The sequence below is a fragment of the Paraburkholderia bryophila genome (assembly GCF_013409255.1).
Lineage (GTDB): Bacteria > Pseudomonadota > Gammaproteobacteria > Burkholderiales > Burkholderiaceae > Paraburkholderia.
Map to the genome: position 1 here is coordinate 794,660 of NZ_JACCAS010000001.1, position 15,200 is coordinate 809,859.

Genomic DNA, 15,200 nt, shown 5'->3' on the forward strand with positions numbered 1-15,200 from the left:
TGACTGAGCTACGAAAATGAGCAATAAAAGTAAGCAATAAAAAAGCGGGCCATTCGTGGCCCGCTTTGCTTTTGGTGCGACGGTTTTTTGTGACGCTGATTTGCCTGGCCGCCTCGGGCTAGTCGGGTCGCTTCAAGCCAGCCGTCCCGCCTCGATCGTCACGGTCGTGTCGCAGCGACGCGCCAGCTCGATATCATGCGTAACCAGAATCAGCGTGGCGCCGTTCGCGCGATTCATCTCGAACATCAGGTCGATCACGGCGTGGCCGGTGGCGGCATCGAGACTGCCGGTCGGCTCATCCGCAAACAGGATCGCCGGATGCGTGACGAACGCGCGCGCCAATGCCACACGCTGCTGCTCGCCACCCGACAACAGCTTCGGATAGTGGCCCGTGCGCTGCCCTAACCCCACCTGCTCCAGCAAACCACGCGCACGCGTTGCGGCTTCGCGTGTGCCCACACCGCCCTGCAACTCGAGCGGCAACGTGACGTTTTCGAGCGCTGTCAAATGCGGCATCAGTTGAAACGACTGGAACACGAAACCGACCGAGCCGCTGCGCAATGCGGCCCGCTCGTCTTCGCTCAATTCGGTAAGCTCGCGACCGAGCAGCCGAACCGAGCCCGAACTCGCACTGTCCAATCCTGCGAGCAAGCCGAGCAGCGTAGACTTGCCCGACCCGGATGCGCCGACGATCGCCACACTGCTGCCGGCATCGATAGCAAGATCGATGTTGTCGAGAATCGTCAGTTCGCCCGTCGCATCCTTAACCTTCTTGCACAAACCCCGCACTTCAATGACTGGATCAGTTTTGTTTAGCATGGTGAAGCGTAGGTTGAAAGTGCTCGCCATTGCGCCGCGCGCCGCAGCGCCGACTTCGGCATTCGGCTTGGGCCTCGTGGCCGCCACCCTGTTTTCGCTGCCCTTCGCGGCACGCGCCGCCAACGCGCCGGAACCGGCCAGGCCGGTGATCGTCGTGCTCGGCGACAGCATCTCCGCCGAATACGGCCTGCCTCGCGACACGGGCTGGGTCGCCTTGATGCGCCAGCGCCTCGCCACCGAGCGAATCGATTATAGCGTCGCCAATGCAAGCATTAGCGGCGACACCACCAGCGGCGGACGCGCCCGTTTGCCGGCCTTACTGGAGCGCTTGAAGCCGAGCATCGTGATCGTCGAACTCGGCGCTAACGACGCGTTACGCGGCGTGCCACTCTCCACCACCGACGACAACCTGCGCACGATCGTCGAACAGGCTCAACAGGGTCACGCGAAGGTTGTGCTGGTGGGCATGTACGTACCGCCTAATTACGGCCCGGACTACACCCAAAAGTTCCACGCCATGTACGGCCAACTGTCGCAGCAATTGCATGTGTCGTTGGTGCCGTTCCTGCTCGCCGGCATCGCCGACAAACCGGACATGTTCCAGGCAGATCAGATGCATCCGACCCAGCAGGCACAGCCAGTGCTACTCAATAACGTGTGGCCTGTGGTTAAGCCGCTCCTTCGACCAAGTTCGCCGCGCTGAACAGCGCGCTAACAACTTGTTTCCAGAACTTTGGGAACACGGATCGGTAAGGTCTATCTGACACTTTCGTAATCCCGTGTAACCCGGCTCGATTTTTGAGCGTCTCTTGAGGAGATAACGTGAAATACCTACCGTTAATCGCTTTGACCGTGGCAATTTCTGCCTGCGCCGCTCAACCGCCTGCAGGCGTCCAATCTGTCGGTGAAAGCCAGCAACCGGTGAAGGCCGTCGCCACCTGCATCGCGCAGAAATGGGCAGACGGCTCGCAACAGCAGGTCGTGTCGCAAGACACGATGGCTAACGATCAGGCCATGGACGTTTATGTCCCGGGCCAGCAACCGCCTAACGGCGCGGCCGCGGTGGTGCGTCCGTCGTATTCCGGCAAGGGGACGTGGGTCGGTTTCCGCGCGAACGGCGGTGCGGGTAGCGACGCTACCGGCGCCATCAGCGGTTGCCTGTGATTCTCTCTGTGAAGCACTGCAGCAAACCATTTGGCGATCTTTATCGATAACGCGTCTAAAACTTTGGAACGCTCGCCAAATGAAAAGCCCCGCAATTGCGGGGCTTTTTTGCATCGAAGCTTGTATCGACAAGCGCGAACGCTGAGGCTTATTCGCCGCTCGCCGGTGCATTGCTGCTGTCGAGCGCGCCGAAGAACTTGACCTTCGAACGCGCACGCACAGCCTGCAGATACGCTTCCGATTCGGATTGCGCGTCGACTTGCGCAATCTGTTGCTGCGCTGCGGCCAGACGCTGCGGATCGATGGGTGCGCCCGCAACCACCGCGTTCACACGATAGATCGCGTAACCATCGGCACCGAGGTCCACACCAACGTAAGCCGGCAATTTTTGCGCGTCTGCTTTGTAGATTGCACTCAGTGCTGCCGGCGGCACGCCTTGCGCGTCATTGCGCGACACCTTCAGCGGCGACGAAAAGCCCGCGGTCGACTTGGACTTGTCAAAGTCGGCCAGCTTCGCGATACCGTCTTTGTGCGCCGCTTCGTCCGACTGAACCGCGATCACCTTCTGACGCACCGCGTCTTTCACCGCGTCGAGCGCCGGTACGGCGGCCGCTTTGTAATCCGTAACGTGCGCCGCGATCAGCGTGTTGCCGCCGACATCGATGGCCTGCGTGTTGTTGCGCGCGGTCACTGCGTCGCTCGCGAACACGGCGGCCAGGAACTTCGGATTGCCGAGCGGGCTGCCCGGCGGCAGCTTCGGATCCGGCTGCGGCGTCACCGTAGCGGTTTGCATTTGCAGCTTGTACTTGTCCGCGGCCGGTTGCAGGCTCTTCGCTTTTTCGTAGACGATCGACGTGAAGCCTTCCGAATCGTCGCTGAATGCCTTGGTCGCGAGTTGCGTCTTCAGGTCCTTCGAGATCTGGTCCTTCACTTCGTCGAACGGCTTGGTTACGGCCGGCTTCACGTCCGTCACCTTGACGATGTGATAGCCGAAGTCCGTTTGCACGATGCCGCTGACTTCGTCTTTCTTCAACGCGAACACTGCGTCGTCGAACGCCTTACCGCCGGCGATCATGCCGGGACCGAAGTAACCCAGATCGCCGCCCTTCGACGCCGAACCTGGGTCCTGCGAATTCTGCTGCGCGATCTGTGCGAATTGATCCGGATGTGCCTTGATCTGTGCGAGCAACTCTTCAGCCTTCTGCTTGGCCTTCGCCTTGTCGGCGGCGCTCGCGTCTTTCGGCGCCGCGATCAGGATGTGGCTGGCTCGCACCTGGCCGTCCGTGCGGAAGTGCGCGATGTTGTCGTCGTAGTACTTTTTCAGATCCGCGTCGCTCGGCTGCGCCGACGCCGCCAGCGTGGCCGGCGACATCACCAGATACTGGATCGTGGCGGTAGCGGGCGTGGCGAAGTCGTTCTTGTGCGCGTCGTAATACGCCTGCAGTTGCGCGTCGGTCGGCTGCACTTTCGCCGCGTAGTCGCGCGGATGGAACGCGATGCCCTGCACTTCACGCTGCTGCTCCGCGAGGTCGGTCAGATGCTGCGCGAGCGTCTTCGACGTGAATGCGCTGCTCTGGATCGAGACGGGCAATTGCTGCGTGGCGATGCTGTAGCGCACGCGCTCGTCGTATTGATCGGGCGTCATGCCTTGCATCGCGAGCAACTGCTTGTAACGCTCGACGTCGATCGAACCGTCGGGATTCTTCAGCGACGAGATCACCGGGTCGTTCAGCAGCACGCGGCGCACCGCGTCGTCCGACGCAGTCAGATGCAGGCGCTGTGTTTCGTCGGCCAACACGCGCTGCTCTATCAGACCGTCGAGCATTTCGCTGCGGCGCTCAGGCGTGTCGAACGACTTCATGTCGAACTGCGCACCGAGCATCTGACGGGCACGGTCGAGCTGCTGACGCATCGCGTCGTCGTATTCGGCGCGCGTGATCTTGTGACCGTTGACGCTCGCGACATTCGCACTTTCGTCAAAGAAGCCGCGGAAGCCTTGAATACCCACAAAACCCAACCCCGGCACAATGACGAGGATGAGCATGACCATCATCAGGCGTTTGTGATTACGGAAAAAATCGAGCATGCGTGAGGGGTGCCAAAAACAGAACGCCCGATCTTACAACAGCGGGCAATAAAAAAGGCGAACCGTAGTTCGCCTTTCGAGGATACTGGCGGAGTGGACGGGACTCGAACCCGCGACCCCCGGCGTGACAGGCCGGTATTCTAACCGACTGAACTACCACTCCTTGTACTGCACTGATACTGCGCTGACTGAGACACTCGACTAAACCGGAAACTGGTGGGTGCTGAGAGGCTCGAACTCCCGACCTACGCCTTGTAAGGGCGCCGCTCTACCAACTGAGCTAAGCACCCGTTTCACGATCTAATACCGCTATAGTGAATCAGCTTGCTTATTTTCTACCGCCTGATTTCCCAAGCGGCAAGCCCATTAGTATAGCGCATCCTTCAGGGCTTTGCCAGGCCTAAATTTGGGCACCTTTGCCGCCTTGATTTTGATCGCGGCGCCGGTGCGCGGATTGCGGCCCGTGCGTGCGGTGCGCTTGCCGACCGCGAACGTTCCAAAGCCGACCAGGGTCACTGAACCACCCTGCTTCAACGTTCCTTTGACACCACCGATCACGGCATCCAACGCGCGACCCGCCGCAGCCTTCGAAATGTCGGCTTGCAGTGCAATGTGATCGATCAATTCCGTCTTGTTCATTCCAACCCCCGAGAATGTTTATGGCAATCGTGATGGCGCTCTGCAGCGCCTGGTTTCACGCGGCCGGCGGGCTACGCCGAGCCGAGTCATTAGAATTGGCCGAAACCCTTGTGTCAAGCGGGGTTGAGCCTGATTCAGGGGGTTTTGCAAAGGCCGGCTTATCACCCGATCTTGCCGCTAATCGATGCATGCGCAACCAGTCGGCGCGCAGGTCGCGCGATTGCCCAAAGGTTGGGAAACGGGGCAGTGAAGAGATGCGGCGGAGGCGCTGCGAAACGCGTCGCGAGGCGTGACGGTGATGGAGCGATAACCGAGCGGGCAATAAAAAACCCGCGGCATGACCGCGGGTTTTTTGTCCGGCAAACAGCTTTCGCTGTGTGCCGCTTTAGCGCTTGAAGATTAGTGCTTCACGACGTCCGTCGCACCGACCTCTTTACCTGACTCAGCCGCGACCGGCGTGGCGGGTTTCGGCTCTTCATCCGGCAACGCCTGCGGCACACGTTCGAGCGCCAGTTCGAGCACCTTGTCGATCCAGCGGACCGGCACGATTTCGATTGCGTTCTTCACGTTGTCCGGGATCTCCGTCAAGTCCTTGACGTTTTCTTCCGGAACCAGCACCAACTTGATGCCGCCGCGATGCGCCGCCAGCAGTTTCTCTTTCAGGCCGCCGATCGGCAGAACTTCGCCACGCAACGTGATTTCGCCCGTCATCGCGACATTGGCACGCACCGGAATACCGGTCAACACCGACACCAGCGCGGTCGTCATCGCGATGCCGGCCGAAGGGCCGTCCTTCGGCGTGGCGCCTTCCGGCACGTGGATGTGAATGTCCTGCTTCTCAAACGCCTCGTCCTTAATACCGAGACGACGCGAGCGCGAACGAACCACCGAACGTGCTGCCTCGACGGATTCCTTCATCACGTCGCCGAGCGAACCCGTGCGGATCACGTTGCCCTTACCCGGCATCACCGCGGCTTCAATGGTCAGCAGATCGCCGCCCACTTCCGTCCACGCGAGACCCGTGACCTGGCCAACCTGATTTTCCTTCGCCGCCAGACCGAAGTCATACTTGCGCACGCCAAGGAACGTGTCGAGGTTGCTGCCGTCGACCTTCACCGCGCCTTCCGCCTTCTTCAGCAGAAGCATCTTCACGACCTTGCGGCAGATCTTCGAAATTTCACGCTCGAGCGAACGCACGCCCGCTTCACGCGTGTAGTAACGAATGATGTCGCGGATCGCCGTTTCCGTCACATCGACCTCACCTTCCTTGAGGCCGTTGTTCTTCTTCTGCTTCGGCAAAAGATAACGTTGCGCGATGCTGACCTTCTCGTCTTCCGTGTAACCCGACAGACGGATCACTTCCATCCGGTCGAGCAACGGCGGCGGAATGTTTAGCGAGTTCGACGTCGCCACGAACATCACGTCCGACAGATCGAAGTCGACTTCGACGTAGTGATCGGCGAACGTATGGTTCTGTTCCGGATCGAGCACTTCGAGCAAGGCCGACGACGGATCGCCGCGGAAATCCTGACCCATCTTGTCGACTTCGTCGAGCAGGAAGAGCGGATTACGCACGCCGACCTTGGTCAGGCTTTGCAGAATCTTGCCGGGCATCGAACCGATGTACGTACGACGGTGACCGCGAATCTCAGCCTCGTCCCGCACACCGCCGAGCGCCATACGCACGAACTTGCGGTTCGTGGCACGAGCGATCGACTGACCCAGCGACGTCTTACCGACACCCGGAGGCCCAACGAGGCACAGGATCGGCGCTTTCACCTTGTCGACACGTTGCTGAACCGCGAGATATTCGAGAATGCGTTCCTTCACTTTCTCGAGACCGAAGTGGTCTTCGTCGAGCACGCGTTCCGCATTCGTGAGGTCGTTGTTGACCTTGCTCTTCTTGCGCCACGGCAAGCCGATCAGCGTATCGATGTAGTTACGCACGACCGTCGCTTCAGCCGACATCGGCGACATCAGCTTGAGTTTTTTCAGCTCGGCGTCGGCCTTCTTCTTGGCTTCCTTCGGCATGCGGGCAGCCGTGATGCGCTTCTCGAGTTCCTCGAGATCCGCACCTTCTTCGCCTTCGCCGAGTTCCTTCTGGATCGCCTTGACCTGCTCGTTCAGGTAGTACTCGCGCTGGCTCTTCTCCATCTGGCGTTTGACACGCCCACGAATGCGCTTTTCGACCTGCAGGATGTCGATCTCGGCTTCGAGTTGCGCGAGCAGATGCTCGAGACGCTCGATCACCGGGAACATTTCGAGGATGTGCTGCTTCTGGTCGAGCTTTAACGGCAGATGCGCCGCGATCGTGTCGGCCAGGCGGCCAGCCTCGTCGATACCCGACAACGACGTCAGGATCTCCGGCGGGATCTTCTTGTTCAGCTTCACATACTGGTCGAACTGCGACACGATCGCGCGGCGCAGCGCTTCAGTTTCAGCGCTGTCGGCGTGGTCGGGTTCGAGCGGCATGACTTCGCACGAGAACTGCGTTTCCTGTTCTTCGATGGAAAGCGTCTTCGCGCGCTGCAAGCCTTCGACGAGCACCTTCACAGTACCGTCAGGCAGCTTCAGCATTTGCAGGATGTTGGCAATACACCCTACTTCGTACATGTCCTTTTCGGTCGGCTCATCTTTCGCAGCCGTTTTCTGGGCGACGAGCATGATGTGCTTGCCGCCTTCCATCGCTGCTTCGAGAGCCTTGATCGACTTCGGGCGGCCTACGAAGAGCGGAATCACCATGTGCGGGAAGACGACTACGTCACGCAGCGGGAGCAGCGGGAGCGTAATGCGTTCCGGCGGGAGGAGTTGGGTTCCTGACATTTCATTTCCCCATGAGTGGAATCAGTTCGTTCGATAGGTGAGGCCAGCAGAAAATATTGCAAGCCTCCGCGTGTGGGAAAAGTTCAGTGACTCCGAAGGTTCAGTGACTCCATAGTGAAAACAAGCATCCTTAACCACACGATAAACGAAAAAAGCCGTTCACGTCGCCATGAACGGCTTTTTTTGCAGAACCCGAAAGCCGATCAGTTCGAACCCGCCACTTTTGGCGCGTCTTCATAGATCAGCAGCGGTTTGCCGTCGCCTTCAATCACGTTATCGTCGATGATGACCTTGCTAACGCCTTTCATTGCCGGCAGATCGTACATCACGTCAAGCAACGCCTGTTCCAGAATGGAGCGCAGACCCCGTGCGCCCGTCTTGCGACGAATCGCCTTACGCGCGACGGCCTGCAACGCAGCCGGGCGAATTTCGAGCTCGACGCGCTCCATATTGAACAGCTTGTGATATTGCTTCACCAGCGCGTTCTTCGGTTCGACGAGGATCTTCATCAACGCGACTTCATCGAGCTTGCCGAGCGTGGCCACTACCGGCAGACGACCGATCAGTTCTGGAATCAGACCGAACTTGATCAGATCTTCCGGCTCCACTTCGCGCAGCACTTCGCCGGCGTCGCGGTCCTGCTTGCTCTTCACACTTGCGCCGAAGCCGATGCCGGTCTTCTCGGTACGGTCGACGATGACTTTTTCGAGTCCGTCGAACGCGCCGCCGCAAATGAACAGGATGTTGGTCGTGTCGACCTGGATGAAATCCTGATTCGGATGCTTACGACCGCCCTGCGGCGGCACCGACGCCATCGTGCCTTCGACCAGCTTCAACAGAGCCTGCTGCACGCCTTCACCCGACACGTCACGGGTGATCGACGGGTTGTCGGACTTGCGGCTGATCTTGTCGATTTCGTCGATGTAGACAATGCCGCGCTGGGCTTTGTCGACTTCGTAATTGCAGTTCTGCAGCAGCTTCTGGATGATGTTCTCGACGTCTTCACCGACGTAGCCGGCTTCCGTCAGCGTGGTCGCATCGGCAATCACGAACGGGACGTTCAGAAGACGCGCCAGCGTCTGCGCGAGCAAGGTCTTGCCGGAACCCGTCGGGCCGATCAGCAGGATGTTGCTCTTGGACAGCTCGATCTCGTCTTTCTTGTCGAGGTGCTTGAGGCGCTTGTAGTGGTTGTACACCGCCACCGCGAGAATCTTCTTCGCGCGTTCCTGACCGATCACGTACTGGTCGAGGATTTCACGAATTTCCTGCGGGCTCGGCAGATCGGACTTGGACAAGCCCGCCTCGATGCCCGCGCCTGCAGCTTCGTCACGGATGATTTCGTTGCACAGATCAATACATTCATCGCAGATGAACACAGACGGGCCGGCAATCAGTTTTTTGACTTCATGCTGGCTCTTGCCGCAAAACGAGCAATACAACAGCTTTTCGCTGTTAGAACTTTTCTTGTCCGCCATAGATGTGTGAGCCTCCGGACACTCGATTACATGATACGCCGTTTGCCCCGGCCACACAGTTGGGGCGCGGCGGGGGCTGAGCCAAGGTGACGGCGTTTGCCGCAGGCGCTCGGACGAGTTTTGATTATTTCACAAACCGATCGGACGACGGCTTTGCCTCATTTCGGGGCAAGGCCGCAACCGATCAAGGACGCTTGTGCGCGACCTGGTCGACCAGACCGTAAGCTTGCGCGTCATCGCCGGACATGAAATTGTCGCGGTCGGTGTCGCGTGCAATACGCTCGACCGGTTGGCCGGTATGGTGCGCCAGCAGGTGATTCAGACGCTCCTTCAAATACAGGATTTCGCGCGCCTGAATTTCGATGTCCGACGCCTGACCACGTGCGCCACCCAACGGCTGGTGAATCATCACGCGCGAGTTCGGCAACGCGAAACGCTTGCCCTTCGCGCCGGCCGCCAGCAGGAATGCGCCCATGCTGGCCGCGAGTCCCATACACAGCGTGGAAACGTCGGGCTTGATGAACTGCATCGTGTCGTAGATCGCCATGCCAGCCGACACCGAGCCACCCGGGCTATTGATGTAGAAGCTGATGTCCTTGTCCGGATTTTCGCTTTCAAGGAACAGCATCTGCGCGACGACCAGATTGGCCGTCTGATCGTTCACCTCACCGACCAGGAACACAATGCGTTCCTTCAGCAGACGCGAATAAATGTCATACGAGCGCTCGCCCCGGCCGCTCGTTTCCACGACGATCGGCACCAGTCCGAGCGCCTGCGCTTCGAGATCCCGGGACGACTGGGAGGTCAACGTGTCCAGCATTTGGGCGCGAAAGGTCATGCAATGGATCCTTGTCTGGAAATATTCTAACTATTAGATGCTAGACAGGTGTGGTCGACGAGCCCGTATTCAAGTGCGCGATCAGTGCGAGCGCCGGATGCAACGTGGCGCAAAACGCCATGCAGAATGCAATGCGTGCTCACTACCCATTCGCCGCACAAAAAAACGGCGTGCGGGCCGTCACTCCGACAGCCGGCACGCCGTTGCAGCGACGCTTACGCTTGCGCCGTTGCGCTTGCCAGTTCTTCGAAGCTTACTTCCTTGTCCGTCACCTTGGCCTTGCTGAGGACGAAATCGACGACGTTAGCTTCAACGACGTACGCTTCCATTTCAGCAAGACGTTGCTGGTTGGAATAATACCAGCGGACGACTTCCTTCGGGTCTTCGTAGCTTTTCGCGAATTCGTCGACTTCGGCACGAATCTGCTCCGGCTTGGCTTGCAGCTCGTTAGCCTTGACCAGCTCGGCCAGCACGAGGCCCAGCTTGACGCGGCGCTCGGCCTGGTCCTTGAACATGGCAGCCGGGATCGGTGCGTCTTTGGCGTTCGGCACGCCGCGTTGCTCCAGATCCTGACGGGCCATGCCGACGAGGCGTTCCTGATCCTGTTCGATCAGCGCGTTCGGCACGTCCAGTTCCGAAATCTTCAACAGCGCGTCCATTACCTGGTTCTTGACGATGGCTTGCGTGCGGCGCTTCGCTTCGCGTTCGAGATTGTCTTTGATCTCGGCGCGCATCTTGGTCAGATCGCCGTCTTCGATACCGAGCGACTTGGCAAATTCAGCGTCGATTTCCGGCAGATGCGGCCACTCGATCTTCTTCATCGTGATCGTGAATTGCGCGGTCTTACCGGCGACGTCCTTGCCGTGGTAGTCCTCAGGGAACGCCAGGTCGAATTCCTTCGACTCGCCGACCTTCAGGCCCGTGGCAGCCGTTTCGAATTCCGGCAGCATGCGGCCTTCGCCCAGCACGAAAGCGAAGTCGTCAGCGCTACCGCCCTGGAACACTTCACCGTCGATCTTGCCGACGAAGTCGACCGACACGCGATCGCCTTCTTTCGCTGCCGTGTCCGCACCGCCGTCACCATGGTCGCCGGCTTCGCCGCGAGCGTGGAAATGCACGCGCTGCTTGCGCAGGATTTCCAGCGTGCGATCGATTTCCGCTTCGCTGATGGTGGTCGTGGTGCGCTCGATTTCAGCCGTAGCGACATCGCCCAGCTTCACTTCCGGATACACCTCGAACGTCGCGTCGAAAGCGTAGTCGCCTTCAACTGCGTCGGATTTCGGCGCGAAGCTCGGCTGACCGGCAACGCGCAGGTTTTCGGCGCGGCTGATGTCGAAGAATTCCTTGCCGACCTTGTCGCTCAGGACTTCGGCTTCCACCTGACCCGAATACTGTTGCGTCACCATCTTGAGCGGCACCTTGCCCGGGCGGAAACCCGGCATGCGCACGTTCTTCGCGAGTTGACGGATACGCGAGTCCACTTCCTTCTGCACGGCGTCCTTCGGCAAGGAAATCGTGACGCGGCGTTCGAGCTTGCCGAGGTTCTCAACAACGTTAGCCATGGCTTCAATCGTCCTAAAATTATTCGAGCGAATCAGTTATCTTCTCCGTGCCGCTTTTCGACGTCGCTTCACAGCGTGGCGTTGCGTCGATTGCGCGCCTGCGCCGCTGGCCTTGCAGGCCACCGGCAGCACGATTGGGTCCAAAGAGCCGAATATTTTAGCAAACTATTTGCGCGCCCAAGCGGGATTCCTCGATTCACCGCATTTTTCTCGTGATTCGGGCCGCTTTCCACGCCGTTTCGGCGCGGTTTCCGCCAGGTTCGGACGATCCTGGCTATGCCGTTCGACATATTCAGTCGGCGCGCCCATGCTGATAAAGTGACGCACGCGCTCGGGGCTGCGCCCGCACTTCTTCCGCAGTGTCGTCGCCGTACCCGCCCTCGCCACGATTCCAAACTATCAGAGACACCATGCCGAATTCGCCGTCCTCGCCCGTCGTCGTCATTGCTCCCGACTCTTTTAAAGGCTCGCTTAGTGCGGACCAGGTCGCGCAGTCGATCGCCTCAGGCATTCGCCGCGCCCGCCCCGACGCCGAAGTACGTATCTGCCCGATGGCCGACGGCGGCGAAGGCACGCTCGACGCCATGCTCACCAGCGGCGGCGAACGCCGCACGCTCAACGTGCGCGGCGCGGCCGGTCCGGTGCGCGACGCGCTCACGGGTCTGCTGGCCGACGGCAGCGCGATCGTCGAAACGGCGGAAGTGGTCGGCATTACGGATCCGGTGGGCATGGGCGTGCCGGTCGAGGCGCGCAGCACGCGCGGCATGGGCGAAGCGATCCGCGCGCTGCTGGACGCGGGCGTTCGGCGCTTTTACGTGGCGCTTGGCGGCAGCAGCACGAATGATGGCGGCGCCGGCCTGCTGGCCGGCCTCGGTCTGAAACTGTTCGACGCGCAAGATCAGGAGCTCGACGCCACGCCCGAGCAGCTCGCGCGCGTCGCGCGGCTCGACGTGTCGCAACTCGACGCGCGGCTGGCCGTCACGCAATTCGTCGGTATGTCCGACGTCGACAACCCGCTGACCGGTGAGCACGGCGCCACTGCGGTATTCGGTCCGCAAAAAGGTGTGAAGCCGGAGCAGATCGCGTCGATCGACGCCGCGCTCGCTCGCTTCGCCGATCTGCTCGAAGCGGCGCTCGGGCGCAGCGCGCGCGACCTGCCGGGCGCGGGCGCGGCCGGCGGCCTCGGCTTCGCGCTGCATATGCTCGGCGCGCAATTCGAGCCGGGCGCGGAAACCGTCGCACGGCAAATCGGACTCGACGCCGCGCTCGAAGGCGCGAACTGGTTGATCACCGGTGAAGGCCGTTCGGACGTGCAAACGCTGCACGGCAAAGCGCCCTTCATCGCCTGTCGCCACGCACAGGCCGCGGGCGTGCCGGCCACGCTGCTGTCCGGCGCGGTGGACTCCGCGGCCTTGCCGCGGCTCGCCGAATACTTCAGCGGCTGCTTCTCGCCGGCGCCCGGCCCGATCACGCTCGAGGTCGCGATTCGCGACGCGGCGCGGCTGCTGGCCGACGCGGCCGAACAATTGACGCGCCTGAAATTCGGCGCGCGTTGACCGACGGGACGGTTGCGGCAACAATCACAGCGCCGCGACCGCATCACTCACTACGGGAAGACCATGAAGGACTCCGCCAAAGCCGGGCTCGAGCAGTTCCTCACGTACCGCCTGCATGTGCTCAACAAGCTTGCCGAGCGTGGCATCAGCGAGCGCTATCAGGACAAGCTCGGCGTGACCTTGCCTGAGGCGCGCGTGATTGCATCGGTGGGCTCGTTTGGACCGTTCTCGATCATGGAACTGGCGCGGCACGCCAACCTCGACAAGAGTCAGGCGAGCCGCGCGGCGGAAGCGTTGATCAAACAGGGGCTCGTGAAACGCGAGCCGAGTGCCGAAGACGGCCGCGTCGTGCTGGTCTCACTGACCCCGGAGGGTCGCGCGCTGTACCGGAAGGTGATGCCGATCGCGCGCAAGTGGAACGGCGATCTGTTCGATTGCCTCGACGAGCAGGAAAAAGTCGCGTTCGGCCATGCCCTCGACAAAATCATCGAAACGATGATGGCGCGCGAGGAGTGACACGCAAAGGCGGCGGCCGGGTCGGCATGCGCTGAACTCAGGCTGCCGTCACGTTTGACGCTGGACTCAGGCTTTGCCGTCACCTTTGGCGTTGGCATTGGCGTTGACGCCGGACCGCGCGGCATCCGCATCATCAGCCGGAGCGTTCATTGCTCCGGATTCGACGGGCAAACCACTTGCCATCGCGCCACTCGCCCCGCCAACTTGCGCATGTGCGCGAGCACCGCGTGCGAGCCGCCATGCGAGCGCCGCGAGCGAACCCACCCCCAGCAACAACGCCGCCCATATCAGGTAGCGACGCCGCGCATCCGGTGGCGCGGGCTGGGCATCGGCGTCCGGCGCAAGCGATAGCGATAGCGCGTCGCCCACACGCGCCGTCGCCGCAACCGACGACGCGCCCGCCAACACCTCATCCCGACTCACCGCCGCCGACACGCTCGCGGCACTCCCCACCGACAGCGTGAACGGCGCGGCCCCATGCGCGGCGAAAAGCAGTGTCGCCGGACGCCAGCCAGCCGCCACCGTCAAGGCGCCGTTACCCAGTCCGCCATTGTGCGTATCGACCACCACCCGCCATTGACGATCGGTATCGGGCGCGAAAGAGAGCGACGGATTGCTTTGCTCGACCGTGCCGTTGTGCAAGCGGAACAGCGTCGCGCTCGACACTTCGCGCCACGGCGCGTCCAGCCCCGTGCGCGAATAGACAACCGCCGGCGCCACCGTATCGGGCTGCGGCAAATTCAGACGCAGACGGTCGACCGGATACGCGCCGCCCGTCGCGAAGAAATACTCGCCCGGCTTCGGCCCGGCATGAGCGACGATGCCTTCGCGCCACGTCCGCTGCGCGTCGGCGCGTTGCGCGTGGACGGCGACGGCCTGCACTTCCATATCGATCGACTCGACATAGGGCGTGCCGTCGAGCCAATGCAGGCGCAGATAGCGCGCCTGCGCGCCGTCCAGTTCGATACGATCCTGGCTCAGCGCGCTGCCGTTGGCGTTGACCTTGAGCAGTTGCGCATCGCCGGCGGGTTGCCAATGGCGCAAGTCGTCGCTGGCTTCGACCGTGACGCGCCCCTGGTAATTGTCGTCCCGCAGGTGGACGAGCAACGCGCTCACCCGACCCGCGCGCGCCGCACGCCCCGCGTCGATCAGATCCGTGTCGTGCTGTTCGCGGGCCGGCGGGGCCGCAGTGGCGCGCAGCGAGCCGTCGGCGGTCATCGCCACGCCGAATGGCGCGCCGGACGCACCGGGCACGGACGACGGCAACGGAAACCAGTTCACCGACCGCAACGTGGGCGCGCTGCGCGCGGCGTCGCGTGGTATCTCGATCGAGTACGGCATGGCTTCGCCGGCGCTGTCGAAGACGCGCACGTCGCCCAGATCGCTGCGTTGGCTCGCCGCGTAGACGGCGGCGGGCAACGTCACGCTGTAATAAGCCGCGCCGTTGTCGAGTTGCAGCGCAAAACGCTCTGCGAAATTGTCGGCAGCCGACGCTGGCGCCGATGCCCACGCGAACACGAACGCACAACACCAGCCGGTCAGTTTCAGGACACGCTTCATTGCTCGGTTTCCACGACCACAGCCTTGGGCGGCAACGGCTCGACGCAGCCGACGAGCAGCCACATCGAACCCATGCCGATGAACAACACAATCTGCTCGACGACGCTCGCATGCAACAGATTAAACAGAGCACACGCGCCGCGAGAGCAGCGCATTGAACCA

General features: G+C 61.4%; 14 protein-coding genes and 2 tRNA genes. 5 read left to right on the forward strand and 11 right to left on the reverse strand.

The annotated features are described in order from the left end of the window. Positions 1-132 precede the first annotated feature (132 nt). Positions 133-819 carry an ABC transporter ATP-binding protein gene (locus GGD40_RS03410; RefSeq protein ID WP_051980518.1) on the reverse strand — a complete coding sequence of 229 codons (687 nt, stop codon included), beginning with the start codon at positions 817-819 and terminating at the stop codon, positions 133-135. Here GGD40_RS03410 and GGD40_RS03415 point away from each other — a divergent pair. Continuing rightward, the gene (locus tag GGD40_RS03415) at positions 818-1,522 is read left to right on the forward strand and encodes an arylesterase (RefSeq protein ID WP_179704947.1); all 705 of its coding nucleotides are present in this window, start codon (positions 818-820) and stop codon (positions 1,520-1,522) included. The two genes, GGD40_RS03410 and GGD40_RS03415, sit on opposite strands and share 2 nt — an antisense overlap. Before the next feature lie 119 nt (positions 1,523-1,641). Further along, a complete protein-coding gene (locus tag GGD40_RS03420; RefSeq protein WP_105508281.1) occupies positions 1,642-1,983 on the forward strand; it encodes a hypothetical protein in 342 nt (113 codons plus the stop codon). 148 nt (positions 1,984-2,131) lie between these two features. On the opposite strand, the gene GGD40_RS03425 is transcribed toward GGD40_RS03420, so the two are convergent. The 8 genes from GGD40_RS03425 to tig all read right to left on the reverse strand — a co-directional run bounded on the left by GGD40_RS03425 (position 2,132) and on the right by tig (position 11,406). After that, positions 2,132-4,069, reverse strand: coding sequence for a SurA N-terminal domain-containing protein (locus GGD40_RS03425; RefSeq protein WP_179742792.1), 1,938 nt, complete (start codon positions 4,067-4,069; stop codon positions 2,132-2,134). Positions 4,070-4,155: 86 nt separating this feature from the next. Next, a tRNA-Asp gene (locus GGD40_RS03430) sits at positions 4,156-4,232 on the reverse strand. 51 nt (positions 4,233-4,283) lie between these two features. Beyond that, positions 4,284-4,359: transfer RNA gene (locus GGD40_RS03435), tRNA-Val, on the reverse strand. A gap of 76 nt (positions 4,360-4,435) precedes the next feature. Beyond that, positions 4,436-4,708 (reverse strand): HU family DNA-binding protein, encoded by a 273-nt coding sequence (locus GGD40_RS03440; protein ID WP_179742793.1) that lies wholly within the window; start codon positions 4,706-4,708, stop codon positions 4,436-4,438. Between the two features lie 399 nt (positions 4,709-5,107). Further along, positions 5,108-7,531, reverse strand: a complete 2,424-nt coding sequence (gene lon / locus GGD40_RS03445; RefSeq protein ID WP_179704953.1) for an endopeptidase La — start codon at positions 7,529-7,531, stop codon at positions 5,108-5,110. 203 nt (positions 7,532-7,734) lie between these two features. Further along, positions 7,735-9,006: an ATP-dependent Clp protease ATP-binding subunit ClpX gene (gene clpX, locus GGD40_RS03450; RefSeq protein WP_179704955.1), complete on the reverse strand. Its 1,272-nt coding sequence runs from the start codon at positions 9,004-9,006 to the stop codon at positions 7,735-7,737. Positions 9,007-9,190: 184 nt separating this feature from the next. Beyond that, a complete protein-coding gene (clpP, locus tag GGD40_RS03455; RefSeq protein WP_007182010.1) occupies positions 9,191-9,844 on the reverse strand; it encodes an ATP-dependent Clp endopeptidase proteolytic subunit ClpP in 654 nt (217 codons plus the stop codon). A 215-nt stretch (positions 9,845-10,059) separates the two neighbouring features. Continuing rightward, entirely contained in the window at positions 10,060-11,406 is a 1,347-nt protein-coding gene (gene tig, locus GGD40_RS03460; protein WP_179704957.1) for a trigger factor, read from the reverse strand. Between tig and GGD40_RS03465 the strand changes: the two genes are divergently transcribed. The 3 genes from GGD40_RS03465 to GGD40_RS03475 all read left to right on the forward strand — a co-directional run bounded on the left by GGD40_RS03465 (position 11,405) and on the right by GGD40_RS03475 (position 13,478). After that, a complete protein-coding gene (locus GGD40_RS03465; protein WP_179742794.1) occupies positions 11,405-11,728 on the forward strand; it encodes a hypothetical protein in 324 nt (107 codons plus the stop codon). The genes tig and GGD40_RS03465 overlap by 2 nt on opposite strands. Before the next feature lie 88 nt (positions 11,729-11,816). Next, positions 11,817-12,962 (forward strand): glycerate kinase, encoded by a 1,146-nt coding sequence (locus GGD40_RS03470; RefSeq protein WP_179742795.1) that lies wholly within the window; start codon positions 11,817-11,819, stop codon positions 12,960-12,962. A gap of 63 nt (positions 12,963-13,025) precedes the next feature. Further along, entirely contained in the window at positions 13,026-13,478 is a 453-nt protein-coding gene (locus GGD40_RS03475; RefSeq protein ID WP_105508287.1) for a MarR family winged helix-turn-helix transcriptional regulator, read from the forward strand. Positions 13,479-13,544: 66 nt separating this feature from the next. Here the strand turns inward: GGD40_RS03475 and GGD40_RS03480 are convergent, their stop codons facing one another. Both GGD40_RS03480 and GGD40_RS03485 read right to left on the reverse strand, forming a co-directional pair. Beyond that, entirely contained in the window at positions 13,545-15,038 is a 1,494-nt protein-coding gene (locus tag GGD40_RS03480) for a DUF3999 domain-containing protein (protein ID WP_179742796.1), read from the reverse strand. After that, entirely contained in the window at positions 15,035-15,193 is a 159-nt protein-coding gene (locus GGD40_RS03485) for a hypothetical protein (protein ID WP_179742797.1), read from the reverse strand. Before GGD40_RS03485 ends, GGD40_RS03480 begins: the two co-directional genes overlap by 4 nt. Between the last annotated feature and the right edge of the window lie 7 nt (positions 15,194-15,200).

What these genes read in the sequence shown, in the direction of transcription:
- GGD40_RS03415 (WP_179704947.1), top strand. Translation starts at nt 818, where the DNA reads ATGGTGAAGCGTAGGTTGAAAGTGCTCGCCATTGCGCCGCGCGCCGCA.
- GGD40_RS03410 (WP_051980518.1), bottom strand. Translation starts at nt 819, where the DNA reads ATGCTAAACAAAACTGATCCAGTCATTGAAGTGCGGGGTTTGTGCAAG.
- GGD40_RS03425 (WP_179742792.1), bottom strand. Translation starts at nt 4,069, where the DNA reads ATGCTCGATTTTTTCCGTAATCACAAACGCCTGATGATGGTCATGCTC.
- GGD40_RS03440 (WP_179742793.1), bottom strand. Translation starts at nt 4,708, where the DNA reads ATGAACAAGACGGAATTGATCGATCACATTGCACTGCAAGCCGACATT.
- lon (WP_179704953.1), bottom strand. Translation starts at nt 7,531, where the DNA reads ATGTCAGGAACCCAACTCCTCCCGCCGGAACGCATTACGCTCCCGCTG.
- clpX (WP_179704955.1), bottom strand. Translation starts at nt 9,006, where the DNA reads ATGGCGGACAAGAAAAGTTCTAACAGCGAAAAGCTGTTGTATTGCTCG.
- clpP (WP_007182010.1), bottom strand. Translation starts at nt 9,844, where the DNA reads ATGACCTTTCGCGCCCAAATGCTGGACACGTTGACCTCCCAGTCGTCC.
- GGD40_RS03465 (WP_179742794.1), top strand. Translation starts at nt 11,405, where the DNA reads ATGGCTTCAATCGTCCTAAAATTATTCGAGCGAATCAGTTATCTTCTC.
- tig (WP_179704957.1), bottom strand. Translation starts at nt 11,406, where the DNA reads ATGGCTAACGTTGTTGAGAACCTCGGCAAGCTCGAACGCCGCGTCACG.
- GGD40_RS03470 (WP_179742795.1), top strand. Translation starts at nt 11,817, where the DNA reads ATGCCGAATTCGCCGTCCTCGCCCGTCGTCGTCATTGCTCCCGACTCT.
- GGD40_RS03475 (WP_105508287.1), top strand. Translation starts at nt 13,026, where the DNA reads ATGAAGGACTCCGCCAAAGCCGGGCTCGAGCAGTTCCTCACGTACCGC.
- GGD40_RS03480 (WP_179742796.1), bottom strand. Translation starts at nt 15,038, where the DNA reads ATGAAGCGTGTCCTGAAACTGACCGGCTGGTGTTGTGCGTTCGTGTTC.
- GGD40_RS03485 (WP_179742797.1), bottom strand. Translation starts at nt 15,193, where the DNA reads ATGCGCTGCTCTCGCGGCGCGTGTGCTCTGTTTAATCTGTTGCATGCG.